The organism is Chitinophaga hostae, from assembly GCF_018224885.1.
Classification (GTDB): Bacteria; Bacteroidota; Bacteroidia; order Chitinophagales; family Chitinophagaceae; genus Chitinophaga; species Chitinophaga hostae.
Genome location: NZ_JAGTXB010000008.1, coordinates 240,973 through 257,911, shown reverse-complemented (window position 1 = coordinate 257,911; position 16,939 = coordinate 240,973). Strand labels below are relative to the sequence as shown.

At 43.8% G+C, this 16,939-nt stretch carries 15 protein-coding genes and 1 tRNA gene; 8 read left to right on the top strand and 8 right to left on the bottom strand.

The annotated features are described in order from the left end of the window. Positions 1-111: 111 nt before the first annotated feature. The 4 genes from KE626_RS18160 (at position 112) to KE626_RS18145 (ending at position 4,018) form a co-directional block, all read left to right on the top strand. Positions 112-909: an alpha/beta hydrolase family protein gene (locus tag KE626_RS18160; RefSeq protein ID WP_211974344.1), complete on the top strand. Its 798-nt coding sequence runs from the start codon at positions 112-114 to the stop codon at positions 907-909. Positions 910-1,306: 397 nt separating this feature from the next. After that, positions 1,307-1,927, top strand: a complete 621-nt coding sequence (locus KE626_RS18155; protein WP_249207542.1) for a hypothetical protein — start codon at positions 1,307-1,309, stop codon at positions 1,925-1,927. A 20-nt stretch (positions 1,928-1,947) separates the two neighbouring features. Next, entirely contained in the window at positions 1,948-2,442 is a 495-nt protein-coding gene (locus KE626_RS18150; protein WP_211974343.1) for a hypothetical protein, read from the top strand. A gap of 94 nt (positions 2,443-2,536) precedes the next feature. Beyond that, positions 2,537-4,018: a serine hydrolase gene (locus KE626_RS18145; protein ID WP_211974342.1), complete on the top strand. Its 1,482-nt coding sequence runs from the start codon at positions 2,537-2,539 to the stop codon at positions 4,016-4,018. A gap of 112 nt (positions 4,019-4,130) precedes the next feature. Here KE626_RS18145 and KE626_RS18140 read toward each other — a convergent pair. From KE626_RS18140 to KE626_RS18130, 3 genes are all read right to left on the bottom strand, one after another. Continuing rightward, positions 4,131-4,204, bottom strand: a tRNA-Pro gene (locus tag KE626_RS18140). Positions 4,205-4,243: 39 nt separating this feature from the next. Beyond that, entirely contained in the window at positions 4,244-4,774 is a 531-nt protein-coding gene (locus KE626_RS18135; protein ID WP_211974341.1) for a DinB family protein, read from the bottom strand. Between the two features lie 3 nt (positions 4,775-4,777). Beyond that, positions 4,778-5,227, bottom strand: coding sequence for a PaaI family thioesterase (locus KE626_RS18130; RefSeq protein ID WP_211974340.1), 450 nt, complete (start codon positions 5,225-5,227; stop codon positions 4,778-4,780). A gap of 126 nt (positions 5,228-5,353) precedes the next feature. Between KE626_RS18130 and KE626_RS18125 the strand changes: the two genes are divergently transcribed. Then, the gene (locus KE626_RS18125; RefSeq protein WP_211974339.1) at positions 5,354-5,704 is read left to right on the top strand and encodes a DUF2200 domain-containing protein; all 351 of its coding nucleotides are present in this window, start codon (positions 5,354-5,356) and stop codon (positions 5,702-5,704) included. Between the two features lie 58 nt (positions 5,705-5,762). On the opposite strand, the gene KE626_RS18120 is transcribed toward KE626_RS18125, so the two are convergent. The 5 genes from KE626_RS18120 to KE626_RS18100 form a co-directional block, all read right to left on the bottom strand. After that, on the bottom strand, positions 5,763-7,703 hold the full coding sequence (locus tag KE626_RS18120; RefSeq protein WP_211974338.1) for a right-handed parallel beta-helix repeat-containing protein: 1,941 nt from the start codon (positions 7,701-7,703) through the stop codon (positions 5,763-5,765). 64 nt (positions 7,704-7,767) lie between these two features. After that, positions 7,768-8,571: a sugar phosphate isomerase/epimerase gene (locus tag KE626_RS18115; RefSeq protein WP_211974337.1), complete on the bottom strand. Its 804-nt coding sequence runs from the start codon at positions 8,569-8,571 to the stop codon at positions 7,768-7,770. A gap of 3 nt (positions 8,572-8,574) precedes the next feature. Continuing rightward, a complete protein-coding gene (locus tag KE626_RS18110) occupies positions 8,575-9,447 on the bottom strand; it encodes a phytanoyl-CoA dioxygenase family protein (RefSeq protein ID WP_211974336.1) in 873 nt (290 codons plus the stop codon). An 81-nt stretch (positions 9,448-9,528) separates the two neighbouring features. Further along, the gene (locus tag KE626_RS18105) at positions 9,529-12,258 is read right to left on the bottom strand and encodes a glycoside hydrolase family 38 N-terminal domain-containing protein (protein ID WP_211974335.1); all 2,730 of its coding nucleotides are present in this window, start codon (positions 12,256-12,258) and stop codon (positions 9,529-9,531) included. Between the two features lie 14 nt (positions 12,259-12,272). Next, positions 12,273-13,664 (bottom strand): sugar porter family MFS transporter, encoded by a 1,392-nt coding sequence (locus KE626_RS18100; RefSeq protein WP_211974334.1) that lies wholly within the window; start codon positions 13,662-13,664, stop codon positions 12,273-12,275. Between the two features lie 150 nt (positions 13,665-13,814). Between KE626_RS18100 and KE626_RS18095 the strand changes: the two genes are divergently transcribed. The 3 genes from KE626_RS18095 (at position 13,815) to KE626_RS18085 (ending at position 16,927) form a co-directional block, all read left to right on the top strand. Next, positions 13,815-14,696 (top strand): AraC family transcriptional regulator, encoded by an 882-nt coding sequence (locus tag KE626_RS18095; RefSeq protein WP_211974333.1) that lies wholly within the window; start codon positions 13,815-13,817, stop codon positions 14,694-14,696. A gap of 108 nt (positions 14,697-14,804) precedes the next feature. Next, complete coding sequence (locus KE626_RS18090) at positions 14,805-16,238, top strand: sensor histidine kinase (RefSeq protein WP_211974332.1); 1,434 nt, start codon at positions 14,805-14,807, stop codon at positions 16,236-16,238. Next, entirely contained in the window at positions 16,235-16,927 is a 693-nt protein-coding gene (locus KE626_RS18085; RefSeq protein WP_211974331.1) for a response regulator transcription factor, read from the top strand. Before KE626_RS18090 ends, KE626_RS18085 begins: the two co-directional genes overlap by 4 nt. Positions 16,928-16,939: the final 12 nt, after the last annotated feature.

Genomic DNA, 16,939 nt, shown 5'->3' with positions numbered 1-16,939 from the left:
CGTTTTGAAAATGAATACTTTTGATCAGGAGGCATTGTTAACAGGCAGATATGTCAATTTTATTTTTTTTGTAATATGTTGTGCCGGTTAAATTGTAAAACGAAATTCTCAATGACTAAAGTGAGCAGGATAATTCTTTTTCTAATTCTAGCAATAGTATCCCTGGGATCGACCAGTTGTTTGGCAACCAAAAGCAGGGTCCATAATAGATCATCAGATCCAACCTATGAAGTTTTGTTAGATACAATAAGGCTATTTGATCAATTAAGGAGCCGTGAAGTTCCTATTGCCATATTCAAACCAAAGCGTTACACTGCTAATGTACAGCATGTCGTAATTTTTAGTCATGGTTATGGGGAAAACAGACCTGGAAGCTATTTGGCATACTCTTATCTGACAAGATTTTTGGCGTCTAAGGGTTTCTTTGTAGCAAGCATCCAGCACGAACTCCCGACCGATAGCTTAATTCCTTCAAGTGGAATCCCTCAAATTGTCAGGCGCCCTTTTTGGGACAGAGGAGCTGACAACATATTATTTGTCATTAATGAACTGAAAAAATCGAACCCGGAATTGGACTTCGCAAATGTTGCGCTTATCGGACATTCCAATGGCGGGGATATGGTTGCTTTGTTCCCACAGAAATATCCAAACGTAGCCCGAAAGATTATTACGCTGGATAACAGAAGAATGGCACTTCCCGGAACTTCTGACCCAAAGGTTTATTCATTACGTTCAAGCGATCAACCTGCCGATGTTGATGTATTACCTACAGATGAAAAGCAAAAGCGACTCGGAATGACAATAATAAAGCTTTCAAGCACAAAACACAATGATATGAATGATTTTGGCAATGAGGAGCAGCACGCTGAGATCAACAATTACGTCCTGGAGTTCTTGAGGGACAGATGAGAAATCGGATAACTAATGTGAACCTGAAAACGTGTGTGCGAAAAATATAATATGTGCAGCGGCTAAACAAATTGATCTTGTTGACTATTTAGCCTCATTGGGTCACCTGCCCCAAAAAGTAGGAAATCAAGACAATGGGTACCTATCCCTATTGCATGATGAAAAGACACTACCTTCAAAATAAACAGCCCGTTAACCGTCTGGTATTATCATCGAACCGGGAATCTATCGCACCACCAGTCCCCAATCGCCACTGTCCTCCAAACTGAAAGCCCCACGGATTAAGAAGATACATACTATTTACGGTTTATTTACAAAGGTTACATTTTTATTTACAATCCAAATTTCCGCGCCGAAAGATGTCAAAGTATTTTTGTTGCATCAATTTTAAAAGGATATGGAAAATAAAAGAAAGGCCTTAATCAAATCTGATTTATCTGGCGATAGATCTATGTTAATTAAACCCACAAAAAATATGAAAAAAGTTATTTATGCGCTGATCTTACTGCTGGTTGTGGTAAGCGGACTAGTATTTGCTAATCACGAAATCAAAAATGAAGCTTCTAAAAAACCGACCTCCAAGCCACTCTCTGCTGCTGAAAGGGCAGCCGAATTGAAACGATGGGAGGCTACCCCGGAGGGTATAAAGTTCAAAGAATGGAAAGCGTCTCCAGAAGGTAAAAAAGTGCTTGACGGTGCTGCTAAAATAAACAAGCACATAAATGATTCTACCAATATGGAAGCTGTTGTAACCTCTTTGTCTCTTCCGCCAGGCTCACGATTAGGTTTCGGAGTGATGGTCAGGATGGATGGTGACGATTATATTCTCAGTTTTGGGCTGGAAAAGTCTAATGAATTTCAGCAATTGCGTAGCCTGAAAGTTAACGACAAGATAATTATAAGAAGTCGTGGTGTATCGTACGCGCCCAAGTATTCATATCCAATAGTAGCGGGCGACTATATAGAACGAGATAGTAAAATAATTTATAAACGTGCCCCTAACAAAGGCGGTTGCTGAGTAGATAAATTATGAAATACATGCAAGTATATGCTTTGTTCCTGATGGTTGTTTTTCACACCGCCTCTGGTAGACAAAACCAAACAAACGTATTACAAGATAATTTCAGTAAAGAGCACAATGGCTACTCCGAATCTCAACTTAAAGAGTTGACTAGCTCCAAGGTGCCTATGAGTCAGGTTCGGAATGTAACGCAAGATAGAAACGGAAACATTATGATAGCAGAACCTTTACTAAGGTGTCGCAGAGGGGGGCTTATGCATAAAAAGGGAAACATCTGGACTACAGGTAGCATAGATCCTCGTGGTGGATCAGTCTGGGCACTTTCTCGTTATGATTACAAGCCCTTGTACAACAAAAAGCCTACTGTAACCGAAATTATGTCAGGACCGCCAGCTTTTTTGGGACTTTTGGAAGCTAACGATGGAAGTATTTGGTTTGGATCTGGAGCTGGGGTGCATTGTTATGATGGAAAGATGTTTACGGACTTTAAAAGTGCAGCGGGTCAAAAATAATATGTATTGCTGATTTTGAAGATTCAAAATCAGCAATACACTCATTTATACGTTTAAATAATCTTATGTACGAAGGAGTTCTTAATATATCATTATGACTAAACATACAAAAGTTTTTACATCGTTTTTTTTATCTCTATTCATTTGTATCCAAACAAGTAATCTATCTGCACAAAACAATACAACCTATTCTAAAGAAGTAGAAAAAAAGATCAAACAGTTCGAAAACAATTTAGGCTTATGGGTGCAAATAGGGAACCAGCAATTTACACTTGCCGACAGAATGAAAAGTAATCATGTAAACGGAGTAAGCATCGCATTGATAAAAGATTATAAAATCGAGTGGGCAAAAGGATATGGTTGGGCAGATAGCGCGGAACAACGGCCAGTTACAATAAATACATTATTCCAGGCAGGTTCCATCAGCAAATCATTAAATGGAGTTGGTATTTTAAAATTAGTACAGGAAGGCACACTGAATCTTGATTCAGATATTAATATTTACTTGAAATCATGGAAATTTCCTTATGACTCTCTATCAAAAGGAAAAAAAATAACGATAGCAAACCTGTTAAGTCATACAGCAGGATTAACAGTACACGGATTTGACGGCTATGAAAAAGGAGATACCATACCTGCCCTGATACAAATTTTAAATGGCGAAAAGCCGGCTAACAGTAAAGCGATTCGGTCAATGTATGAGCCTTCTCTTAAATCTCAATATTCAGGTGGGGGAACAACCATATCGCAACTAATATTGCAAGATGTAACAGGGCAACGGTACGACACATACATGCGGAACAATGTATTAAATCCAATGGGAATGAGCAATAGTTTTTACACCCAACCGCCGCCTGCAGATAAAGAAAATTTATTAGCAACAGGTTATTATAATGATGGGAAAGAAGTGAAGGGGAAGTATCATATTTATCCTGAACAAGCTGCTGCGGGCCTATGGACAAACCCTACAGATTTAGCTAAATATATTATAGAAACACAACTATCCTTACAAGGAAAAAGCAATAAAATACTTTCTCCGGAAACAACGAGGCTTAGATTGACCCCTTATATTGATAGCTCTGCAGCGTTAGGAGTATTTATTATTAAAAAGGGAAATGAAAAATATTTTAACCATGATGGTTCCGATGAAGGCTTTGTTGCCGCATATTACGGCAGCATGGAAAATGGGAATGGAGCCGTAGTAATGGCAAATACCGATAATGGAAGCCTGTTATATGAAGTAATAAATTCCCTGGCTGCTGTTTATAACTGGAAAGACTTTTATACTCCGAAAATTAAAAAAGTTGTTACCGTAAATAACGAAATATTGAAATCATACACAGGAAACTACAAACTACATAGAAATACACTTAATGTTACCCTGGAGAAAGAAGGTTTGATGATAAGGTTGGATAGTAAAACGAAATACAAAATTTATTTTACTTCTGATACTGATTTTTTTATGTTGGAAATAGCTGGATCGGAACAAAGATTTACAAAAGACAAAAGCAATAAAATAATTGGCTTTGAAATTAATGATAACGGGTATAAAATACAAGCTGTGAAAATTGAATAGCTAAGCTACCGCCAACACAATGAAGCGGCGCGCCTCATATACGCGTTGGACAAAGATTTTACCCAAAATAAAAACAGGACAAACGAGCATAGGTCTCATTTGCCCTGTCAAGTCGGGATGACTGGATTCGAACCAGCGGCCTCTTCGTCCCGAACGAAGCGCGCTACCGGGCTGCGCTACATCCCGTTATCAATCTAATTTAATGACCTTTTTTAATTCTCCCAATTATTTCCCCGGATTTTTTTCGCTTCCTGCTATGGGCGTGCTGTTTTGTGCTACCTGTTCCGCTGTAAGCCCATACATGGGCGGCGTTTTTACATCCAGCAGGTTGAGGTAAATATACAGTTCGCCACGATGATGAATTTCATGTTCCACCATGGCACGCATCCACTTCCATATGCGCATTTCTACACCGCCGGGCGTAGTGCATTTACGTTGCAGGTCCGCATCGCTCAGCTGCCGGAAGATGTCGAGTGACTGCTGGTGCAGTTCGTTGAAGAAGGTCACAACGTTATCGTAGCCGTCAGCCAGGTCTTTACCGCAGCCCTGGTAGGCGCTTTTCCGGCCGGCAATGGTTTCGGCAAACATATATCTTTCAATGGTGGCAATATGCCTGATCTGGTCGCCGATGCTGAATTTTCCGGGCCGGTACGACCAGTCCAGCTGATCCGGGGGAACTACTTTAATCAACCTTAGGGTACGTTCCCTTACTTTATCGTAGTATTCGAGGAAAGGGGGGATGCTAAGAATTTCCATAACTTATTTGCTGGCTTTTATAAGGGTGATTAAAGAGGTGGCCACTTGTGCTTCTTTATCGTTGTTAAGAATGAAAAGATCAGTTTGCACCACGGTAATAGTGGCGCCTCCCTTGATCACGGTGGCTTTCGCGATGAGCTTTTCTCCTTTGGCCTGCCGGAGAAAATTGATTTTAAATTCTATGGTCAGGAAGGAAACATCTTGCGGGTAAAGCGTGGTGGCGGCGTAGCCACCCGCGGTATCGGCCAGCGCGGCAATTACTCCCCCATGAAAAATACCGGAGGTACGCAACAGGAAGTCGGTGGGAGGCACGGCAATCGCCATAAATCCATTGTCGATACCTTCAATGGTGGCGCCATAAAATTGCATGAGCTTTTGCCGGCCAAAACTGGCATTGATTCTTTCGCTGATCTGTGGGTCTAACATATAAGTAGTTTCGGGAAAGGTAGACATTTTTAGCTATTTACAACCGGGACTTTAAAAGCACGTACTTATACCTGTGATTCCATTATTTTAGTAAATTCGTTGCACTGTCACTGTGGCTATTGGTATAATAAAATCCTGTAACAACAACCCGGTATGAATAATACAAAAATATTCAAAATGTCTTTTGCCAGCGTTTATCCGCTCTATATTAAGAAAGTGGAGAGGAAAGGACGTACAGCAGCCGAAGTAGATGAAATCATTTTTTGGCTGACGGGATATGATCAACAGCAATTTCAACAACACCTCGACAACAAAACAGATTTTGAAACTTTTTTTGCGGATGCACCGCAGATGAACCCCAATGTATCAAAAATTACCGGCCTGATCTGCGGCTATAGGGTAGAAGAAATCGAAGATAAGCTAATGCAAAAAATCAGGTATTTAGATAAGTTGATTGATGAATTAGCAAAAGGAAAAAAAATGGAGAAGATATTGAGAAAGTAATAAAAAAGAATAGCTGCAATGGCTGCAGCTATCCCATATTGAATTTATTCTCTCGCAGCTACCACACTTTAATTTTCTGTTTCCCACCAGTTGTAATTTCAAAAGGTCCCGGTGACGGATTGGCCGGGTTTCTCTTTTTACCGGAATAATCCGTATCGATCTGAACAGGGGTACCATCGGTGTTCTCAAATGGCAGATCCGGAACAATCACCCGGCCCAACGTAGCGCTGGTAACCAGTTTGCGCTGTTGGGTACTCAGCCAGTTTTTATCGAATACAATATCCAGGTACATACCGTCTTTTTCCGTTTTCAATTCAGCCACTGCATCAAATTCATTTTGTACTACCGCATTTTTTTCTGTCGCCTGCTGCTCCTTATATTTTTTCATTTGTGCCTGGGCATTGGTGCCCATTTCACCAAACCGCTGTTTTTGATCAGCCGAAATTGCCCTTACAGTTCCTTTGGTGTATACATTCCCATCAAAGCGTACAGGTAACAAAGCCTTGCTGTACTGGCTGGCATTCGCTTTCCGTACAAAAAGGTTGTTGATGAATTGTATATCGCCTCCCGGGTTATCGTGCAAAGCGGCAACAGAAGTAGAGTGGGGGAGATGATAAGGCGTTAAGCGGCCATCATAATTGACTACATCCATCTTGCCACCAAAAATATTATGCACAAACGCAGCGCCGCTGGAGTTCATCAGTAAACTCGTTTCGGACAGCAACACGTTGTTACTTACCAGCATAGGACCATGATCCACTTCTAAAAATATATCCAGGGAATTATCATGCATCAGGTTGTTTTTTACCTGTATGCCCTGCGCCATCCAGTCGAGCCAAATGCCCATGTTGGTGCGGTAAATGTGATTGTTTTTGATTTGCACATCTACGGCGCCGTGGAATTTTATCCCGGCCATTTCTGCACCGCTAAAGAGTCGACGGATATGAATATCATGAATGGTATTGTTTTCTATTACGCTGAAAGCGCAACCCATGCTGCCCACAATACCGGTTTGCTCGCAGTACGCAATGGTATTGTTACGCACCAGGTGTCCGCCGATGGTTGCCTTGTTCCAGCCAAAAGCCAATGCACGGTTAATAGTGCCCACGTAACCCTCTGCCGATTCCGTGTTTTTGTTATCAAATGCATCGCCATATTTTCCCAGGGCAATACCTACGCATTTGGAATACTGCACGGTGTTGTTTTCAATAATCCATCCCCTGCTCCAGTTAGTGCCTATCAACCCCGGTTGCTCGGCGGTAGGAGGCGCCCAGTTGGTGGCGGCCTGTTCCAGTGTAAACCCTCGAACCGTAATGAAATTCGTAAATAATTTGTCAGGGTAAAATACGGTGGGTCTTACATTGATCTCCACCGTTTCCTTATTGGGATCGGTATTTTTAAATTGCGCCCAAATGGTAGTAGTAGTTGAATCCACCTCGGCCCACCAGACTTGATTTTTTTCATCTGCAGCTTTCATCACCTCTTCTTTCTTCGCGGCTTCCATCAACCAATCACCATTGAGGTATACCGCACCGCGGAGGTATTTGCGGTCTTTCGTTGCAGGATAAAACCAGTCCCCCTTTATCTGTTCATGATAGGGGTTGAAGCTGCCGAAAAAACTGTTGGGAACTTTTGCCACCCAGGTATCATTATCCAGTTTTTGCCAGCCACGCAGTATTTCAGATCCTTTTATCGACACTTTTTCTCCCCTGGCTGCCTGGTAAGTAATACGTTCTTTATCAGAATTGCCACCTCGGGGCGGAACAATCGATTCGCGATAAATACCGGCATGCACCGTAATCACATCGCCCGGCAAGGCCTTGTTAGCGGCAGCCATGATGGTTTTGAACGGTCTGGATGCAGTGCCGTCGTTGGCATCATCTCCGCTAACAGATACATGGTATTCTTTCCCTTTTAAGGCAGCTGCACTGGTCTGCTTGCTTTGGGCAAAAATGCCGCTGCTGAAGAGAGTAATAATAAAAAGAAAGACACACTTCATACGTTATTAAATAAAATCTGATTAACACAATTTAGTTGCCAGCACCATCAAAGGTATACAGGCATTACTGGTACCGCTTTTTCAGCAGCTGCATCATGTACACATTTATATCCCATTGGTTGCTGATCGGGCCGCCATTGCCAGGTAAATGTACCATATAAGGATAAGGCCCGAATTCCGAGGTAATCGTCATGCTTTCATTGCGCGCCACTATTTTATCCCACCAGGCAATATGTGCTTCCACGGCCTGCTGCCATTCAGGTATACGGGGATCAGGTATTTGCGGCCCTTCCGTATAACCCACCCTGGCATGAATATGTGCTGCACGTTCAATAGCCAGCTGCATCGCCTCAGGTTGGTCGTCCAGGAAGGATTCGCCTACGCAAACCCAATGCGAAGCATCGAGCGTGATTTGTAATTCCGGAATTTTCTGAAGATATTCTTTTGCTACATGCGCCGCAAATAAGCACTTATGCCGGTGGGTTTCGTGCATAACGGGCACGCCCGAAGCGGCAGTAAATGCCAGCGCTGCTTTCACCAGCGAATGGTTTTGTTCGAAACTGAAAATATCCCGGCCCGTTTGAGAATCAATTTTTACACAGGGATAGGCTTTTATTTTTTCCAGCCAGGCGCTGTACACATCAAAATGCTTCGGGAAATCAGGTGTAGCGCTATCGTAGAACTGGGCTATCACCTGTAACCTGTACCGCTCCGCGGTATTCCATATTTCATGCAGTTCCTGTTCTGTAGCGCTATTGGCGATACCTGCTTCAAAGCCGTTATACCCTTCGCCACTTACCCGCTCACAAAAGGTTTCCCAGCTTAACTGTTCGCTTCCCCAACGTGGACAATAAAAACTAACTGCCATAGATTATAAATTGGTTTTGATTTGTAATACCTCCGGGCGAAGATACGGCTGGTTGGCTGTTATCGTTCCTTTCCACCCATAGGGATCTTCACCTGCTATCATAACAATATCCCTGAGGTCTTCAGTGGCAGGTAACTTTCCATCCTGATCCCAGGGAAGCATCGACTCCGCACTCATATAATGATTCACCAACGCTGTTCGGAAACAGTCGGTTGTTTTATTCCGGCGGGAGCTGTGTAAGGTATAACCGTTGAAAAATACTACCGAACCTTTGGCTACTTCCACCGGTATCATCTCTTCTTTACATCCGGATACATCAATGGTATCCACATCCGCATATTCGGTATTGTCATTTTTTACCCTGGGCATCATGTAACCGGGGCGGCCGGGAATGATCCACAGACAGCCATTCTCAATGGTGGCATCGTCGATTGCAATCCACACGCCAATCAGCGATTGATCTCTTGTGGGAATATAAAACTCATCCTGGTGCCAGGCCTGACCCGCTTTGCCAGGACCTTTTACAAACAGCATCGACTGCATGCACTTTACATTCGGGCTAACCGCATTGGTCAGCACCTCCACAATTTTGGGATGAAACAAATACTGATGAACCAGTGGGGAAATTTTATGAGGGAAATGAATAGCCACGTATTTCTTCAGTACATCCGCATCGCTTTCGGCAGCAGCTACCGGCAGCAAACCATCCACATGCCCTCTCTGACCACGGAAAATGGCGGCAGTTTCTTTTTTCAGTTCATCAATTTCATGCGTATTTAATAACTGCGGCGCCACCAGGTAACCATATACTTTATAGAAAGCAATATTTTCCGGGGTAATGCCTTCCGGCTTCACGTAAGCTTGTTCTTTAGTCATGAGCGGTTGTTTGAGCAATGAGTATGAAATCTTCCATAGCCTTTCTTTCAGATCTTTTTTACGCCAGGTATACTAAACCCGCTATCTCAGGATAAAGGTCCTGGGTTGGTTAGCACCGATGTCAAATGCAAAGGAATTGTTTGAAATGACGATCCCGTTTTTATCCAGCTGTTCTCCCCGTAGGTTGCACAGGTAGGCTTTTTTGAATGAAGCATGCTTTGGAAGTGTTACCCTGCATTTTCCTGAACGACCTGCTTCTTCCCAAAAACGAATCGTTGCCTCAGCTCCTCTTTTGTTGAATGAAGTAACTAAAATACCCTTGCGGTCAAGTGTAAGCCCGCCCTGCGTGTTAGGCAGCTCGCCGCGGGTTTCATAGTTATTGGCAAACGAAAGGCCAGTGGGTGCATAAAAGGCCGCACTCAACGGCGTACGGGTTTCTTCGGCAGGGGTAATGAAGGAAGACTCCGCATCGTAGTTTTTATAACTCCAGATGTAGAATTTAGCGGCATGCGATCCCTCCACCCATTCTGTAAAATTTGTACCCCAAACATTGTTGTACAGGTTGGAAAAAACGGTGCCCGTTGAAAGTGTTTTTGTTCTGGAATAAACACCTATCCCCGGTTGGTCAATACTTACGCCTGGTGTATGCGGACAATTCAACCCAATGCCACCATCTTTATCGTACATGGCCATGGCCGTGTTGAGGAAATAAAAGTCGTGATTGGTGTTGTTCACCAGGTCTTTCTGAGGGTCTACAATGCCACCGGTGCGCAATAACCGGTACTCCGGTTGGTTTAAGGCAAAAGGAAAAGCTATCCAACCCACCTCCGGGTTGGCTACAGGTTTCTTTCCATCCAACCCAACTGTTATTTCTATATAAGGTTGGTTCTCGTAAAGCGTATAACTAACCAGGTATCGTTGTGCGCTGCTGTCGTTTAGCTGGCACATGGCCGTGGCACGTATCATACTTTTATTTTTGAGCCAGTCTATTTTATCGCATTTCCCGGTAAACCTTACACGCTGTTGATTCGTTACCTGGTCTTTTAACCTGATAAACTCCTGACCCGCCCAGTCTTCGTTTCCAGGCTTTATATAATTTTTGTTGTAAGAAGTTATGTTTTCCTGTCCGAGTTGCTCATAAACATATTCGCCGAAAGCGTATTGGCTGTGAGCATTTACCAGTTCACGGTTGTTTTGCTTATCAAAGACGGATTGCAATGTTCCGGTAGCAGCATTCAGGACTAGTTTAAAATACTTATTCTCAATGATCCTGTTCTCTTCGTTGGCGGAAAGCGTGGAAGAGTTGTCGCTGGTCCCGGCTGAAACAACAAAGGTCTTATATCCGCCGGCAGGAATGTCGTTGGCATCAAAAGTAAGCAGGTTATGATCCTGGTGTACCGGTATGATCTTTCCTGTTTCAATATCCTTCAGCGCAGTAATAGGAGGTACCGGATGTGACGGATTTTCATAATAGCTCTGAAACAGTGTTACGCGCCCGCTTCTTGCCCATGGCAGAGAGTTGTAAACGGTAACGTGTGGTGATTTATCCTGTACGGATTTTACTAATTCAAAAAGAAGGTTCCGTTTTAATGGCCACACAGTTTTTTCTGCCACTTTTGTATAGGCCGATTTTTCTTCCCAGGATTTTTCCAGGAAATAATAATTGCCGGCGGCCTTATTAATTTTAAATTCATCATCATATTTCCAGAACAGCTGATGCCCGTGTGAAATGGCTCCGCCAAAGGTATGCTCATCAAACAGCAGCATATTTTCTGCCGCTTTATCTATATACCGGTCAATAGAAACATCTTTACCTTTCCATAAATTCATATGGGTATTCAGTTGTTCTGCCACATAGGCTTCACGTTGGAAAACTTTATTTGTTTTCACTTCTTCCGGCATCGACATAAAGCCATGGATCCATGTATCGGGCATATCACCTTTTATAACCGGTAATGTTGGATGTTCCTTCATCAGCAAATCATAGAAGTCCGAGATTCTCCCGATGTGTATACGCACATTGGGCATTTTCTCTTTTGCTTCTTTTATTAAGGCTGCTACATCTTTTGGATCGGGCGCACCGGTGTTTTCGTGCGTATGAATCATTGCCAGCCATGTTTTGTGCGGCCAGTTTTTTGGAGGTAAAATTCCGGACCCATAATACTGCGCCCAATAGAAGGTTAGCAGCTTTGATCCATCTGGCCCTTGCCACCAGAATAAGGTGGGTACATCGGGCGAGGATGAACCGGGATTACAACCAATATGCAGCATGTCCACCCCCGCGTTTTTTAACAAAGTGGGAATCACCCACGAATGCTCTGGCACATCGGTGAACTTGGCATCACGGGCGGGCGCTAAGCCGAACCTGCGGTTGATATTATCTGCAAATGACAGCCCCCGCGTGAGATTTTCCATGTCGCTTGACTCGGTTTCCACCGTAAAAGGCAACGCGTGCGGGATGATGCGTTTTTCTTTAATGGCTTTTTCCAGCCGTACTTTATTCTGGGGAGTACAATTATCCAGCATGTATTGTAAAGGCCATGCGGGAATCGTCCATACAAATTGTTCGCTCTTAGGCAATGAAGCGGTTTGGTCAATTGAGTTTAAAGTTTTTTCCAGCATGGGACCTGCGTATTTCTGCAGCACTGCTTCTGCCCAGTCTGTATACCCTATGTCAACATGCATTTTAAAGGCTACCACAATATCTGTAACAGTATTATTTGCTGTGCCCTTTCCTGCATCAACGGCAGCGATCTGCGCTTTTAATACAACAGGGAAAGCTAACAGCGGGATCAGTTTGAGTATTTTCATAACGTGGCCTGATTTTATTTTATTTCGGCAATGAATAAAGATTCAATTTCTTCCAGGGATTTTCCCTTGGTCTCTTTTACTTTCAGCAGCATATACAAAAAGGCTGCCGCACAAAATATTGCATACACAAACATGGTGCTGGCAGTTCCCATTTGTTTGGTCATCACCGGGAAGGTAAGCGTTACCGCAAAATCTGCCAGCCATAAAGCCAGTGTAGCTATGGATAGGGCAAGACTCCGGACCCGGTTGGGAAATATTTCAGAGAGATATACCCACACTACTGCTCCCAGGGTACAACCAAAGGCCGCAACATAGAGCAACATAAAAATGAGCACGATATAGTTATCGAAATATTTATAATGAAAACAAAAACCCACGGCTACCAGTGAAACACCCATCAGCACGCAGCCGGTCAGCAATAATTTCTTCCGGCCGATAATATCTACCAGCAAAATGGCGCCGAAGGTGGCCACTACATTCACTGCACCGATAATAATGGTTTGCATCAGTGAAGAGGAGCTGTCAAGCCCCGTTTCTTTAAAAATAACCGGTGCATAGTAGATAATGGAGTTGATGCCGGTTACCTGCTGAAATATGGCCACCATGATCCCTATCACCAGTACCGGCAGATATGTTTTACTAAACAGTTGCTTTATCGATACCTTATCCGCATGTTGAAAGCTTTCTTCAATTTCGCCGACGGCTTTTTCTACCGGTATATTACCTGAAATTTTTTTTAATATTTTTTCTGCTTCTCCTTTTCTTCCTTTCATGATTAACCAGCGGGGAGTTTCGGGTACGGCCAGCAGTAACAGTAAAAATAGGAGGGACGGTGCCGCCTGGGAGGCAAACATCCATCGCCAGTTGTTAACCCCCAATCCATCAAACAGGTAATTGGAAAAATAAGCCAGCAGGATACCTATTACAATAGCCATCTGGTAAAATGCCACCAGGCGGCCCCGCCATTTGGGTGGCGCTATTTCTGCGATATACATGGGCGATACCATGGCCGCCGCACCTACGCCAAGTCCGCCTGTCAGGCGGAAAATGATGAACAGGTACAGCTGGTCCGACAAGCCGGCGCCGATACCGGAAACGGCAAATAGTACAGCGCAAATCATCAGACTGATACGCCGGCCATACCTGTCGGCCATGATACCTGCAAGCATAGCGCCCAATGCACACCCGATAAGAATAGAACTAACCGACCAGCCCAGCATGTATTCATTGAGTTGGAAATAACTGCTGATATAAGGAATCGTTCCCGAAATAATGGCCGTGTCGAAGCCAAACAGCAATCCTCCCAACGCAGCAACAAAGCTTACCAGGGAGATAAAAGTTTTATCTGCAGCCGGTGTATTGGCATATGCCACGGTAACCGGTAGCCCGGGATGATCAGCGCGCATGAGTGGTGGATTTAATCTCCTAAATTAAGTATGTTCATACATATGACGCTCTACTTTTTTATTTAAAAAATAAACTATATTAATGTTGAATAGGTGTAAAAACGATTTTATAGATAAAAATGTTTACTTTTAGCAGCATCAACCGGAATTATGAAGCCATTTATTCAACGCCTGCCACCTGATGAAGCCAGTTCTTTTGTGGCAAGAACATTTCGCACGCCTAATTTTGAAGTAGGCTGGCATCAGCATGTGGAATACGAGTTGATCTTATTTACAGAAGGTTCAGGCATCAGCTTTATCGGCAATCATGTGGGTGAATTTGAAACGGGCGATATTTATTTCCTGGGATCCAACCTGCCGCATACCTTTCAAAAAACAGGCGACCAGGTGACGAGTGCCGTAGTTATTCAATTCCGGGAAGACTTTTGGGGCGCCGAATTTGTTCATATACCAGAAAACCGGGCGCTTAAAACCTTGCTGGAAACGTCCATGCTGGGTTTAAAAATACAAGGCGGCAGCAGGCAGCAGCTGGCTGGTTTCATTAATGAATTGCAATACAGCAGCGGTATCCGGCGTATCCTGCTGTTATTGGAAATCCTGTTTACCATCGCCACCGCAAAGGAATACCAGACGGTTTCCACGCAACAGGCCAACGCATTTAATCAGAAGGATATGGCGCTGATCGACAAAATCTTCCAGTTCACGATTACTTCATTCCGGGATCAGATTACGCTGGCAGATGTTGCCAAAATTGCCTGTGTGAGTGTGCCGGCCTTTTGCGCTAATTTTAAGCGCAGCACGAAGAAAACCTATATTGATTTTTTAAATGAAGTGCGCATTGAATATGCCTGCAGCCTCTTAATAGATACCAATAAACCAATCTCGGATATTTGCTACGAAAGCGGGTATAACACGCACGCCAATTTCCACAAACAATTTTTGAAAGTAAAGAACATCACACCATTGCAATACCGGAAATCATTTGCGCCCGATAACATCAGTAAGGGAACTAATATCGGGATAGCCCTTTAACGACCACGCTAAAGGAAGAGCAATCTTAACTGTTAACAGGTCCTGCAAAAGTGTTAATGAGTGTTAATAATCTTTTGACTGGTACCGGGCTTCACTTACATTTGCCATATGGATACGATTATCAGGCGCATTTGGTGGATTGTAATACCCACGGCGTTGGCAGTACTGGCATTTCAGCTATATTGGCTGCACACCTCCTGGCTCAGCCAGGAAGTGAGTTTCCGGCAAATAGCTACAGATGCCCTGCAGAAAGCCCATGATGTAACATTGATGGAATCCATAAAAGGGATGAGTGCTGCAGGTAAGCATGACAACGCAGGAAAAGTCCAGGTAAACAGCAGCGTAAGCATCGTCGAAGCGGATAGATCATTGTTAGACTCAATAATGAAGGAGGGCAAAATTCCATCTGGTTTTAAGATCACTTCAAAGGTTGTTGGTGAAAGCGCCTTTAAAAGAAGAGATACACTGATAGAAAGGGAAATTAAACCGGAGGAGAGTGGCCTGGACCTGACCAAGCTGGTGGCCAATATCTTTTCATTGTCTAACCTGGTAGAAATAGATACCGCACAGCTGGCAGTTAATTATGAGAAGGAATTGAAGAACAGGCAAATCACATTGCCGTTTAAGATATCTCTGTCATCACCCGGCAGCCGGCGGGAAAATATTCCCGGAATAGTCACCTTGCCTGTAATAAAACACAATAAGCCCGCAATACTGATGGTGCGGTTCGATGGCATCAATAACCTGTTGCTGCTCAAAATCCTCTGGCCTATTATTCTTTCCTTTTTCCTGGTATTGCTTATCATCGGATGTATCTGGGTACTATGGCGGATAATTGTAAGACAGAAGCGGCTGGAAGTGATGAAGAACGATTTTATCAGCAATATTACCCACGAGCTGAAAACACCCGTAGCCATTTTGAGCGCCACCAACGAGGCGCTACTGTCTTTCGGCGGTATGAATGATCCGGAAAAAACCGAACGTTATCTTCGCCTCGACCAGGATGAAATCCGTAAACTTCAGGAACTGGTAGACAATATCATGGCGCTCACAAGACTGGAACATGGAGATGATGAGTTGGCCGGTGCGGGAGAAATGGTATCCCTGGCAGCCTTGCTGAAATCTGTTACGCAGCGGTTTTTAGGTCTGCCTGGCGTAGCTGTTGCGCTGGATATCCGGGTTACTAACGACCAGCTGCATACCTATCCGGCTGCTTTAAAAACAATTTTTTCCAATCTGCTGGATAATGCCATCAAATATACTGTTACGGCAGAAAAACGAATCACTTTCCAGGTGAGGGAAAGCGACCAGCATTACCTCTTCTTCATAAAAGATCAGGGAGTAGGAATTGATAAACAACATCTGCCCTTTATCTTTGATAAATTCTATCGCGTACCTCACGGGGATATCCATGAAGTGAAAGGGCATGGGCTGGGCCTTAGTCATGTAAAGAACCTGGTAGAGCGTTTGAATGGCACTATCAGCGTAGAGAGTGCGCCGGGAAAAGGAACCGTTTTTACCATACAATTAAGGAAATTATGAGTCAGCCGATACGATTGTTATTGGTGGAAGATGAGGAAATACTCGCCGGCGTTGTAGCAGAAACGCTGGAGATGAAAGGTTTTGAGGTGGTTAAAGCCTTTAACGGCGTACAGGGGTTGGAGTTATACCGCCGTTTCCGCCCGGATGTATGCGTGATAGATGTAATGATGCCAAAGAAAGATGGTATTACACTGGTACAGGAGATCAGGATAACCGACACCCAAACACCGCTTATATTTCTTACTGCCAAAGGGGAAATACAGGATGTGCTGAAAGGCTTCCGCGCGGGCGCTGATGACTATATTAAAAAACCATTCAGCATGGAGGAACTGATACTCCGTATACATGCCCTGCTGAAAAGAACCATGGTGATGCAGGAGCCGTCGCCTGTTGCCGGTCACCTTCGCCTCGGCGAATATGTGTTTGATCATAACCGCCTCGAACTGCATCATGGAAGTGGTGTGCAGCGCTTATCCCAGCGGGAAGCAGATATTCTGAAAATGCTGGCGGACAACCTGAATAACATCACTCCCCGGAAAGACATGCTCCTGGACCTGTGGGGCGACGACAGTTTTTTTAATGCCCGTAATATGGATGTATATATTACCCGGCTGCGCAAATACCTGCGCTTCGATAATAATATCCAGATCATCAATGTCCGCGCCCGCGGATATAAACTCGTAGTATAAACGAAAAATTTT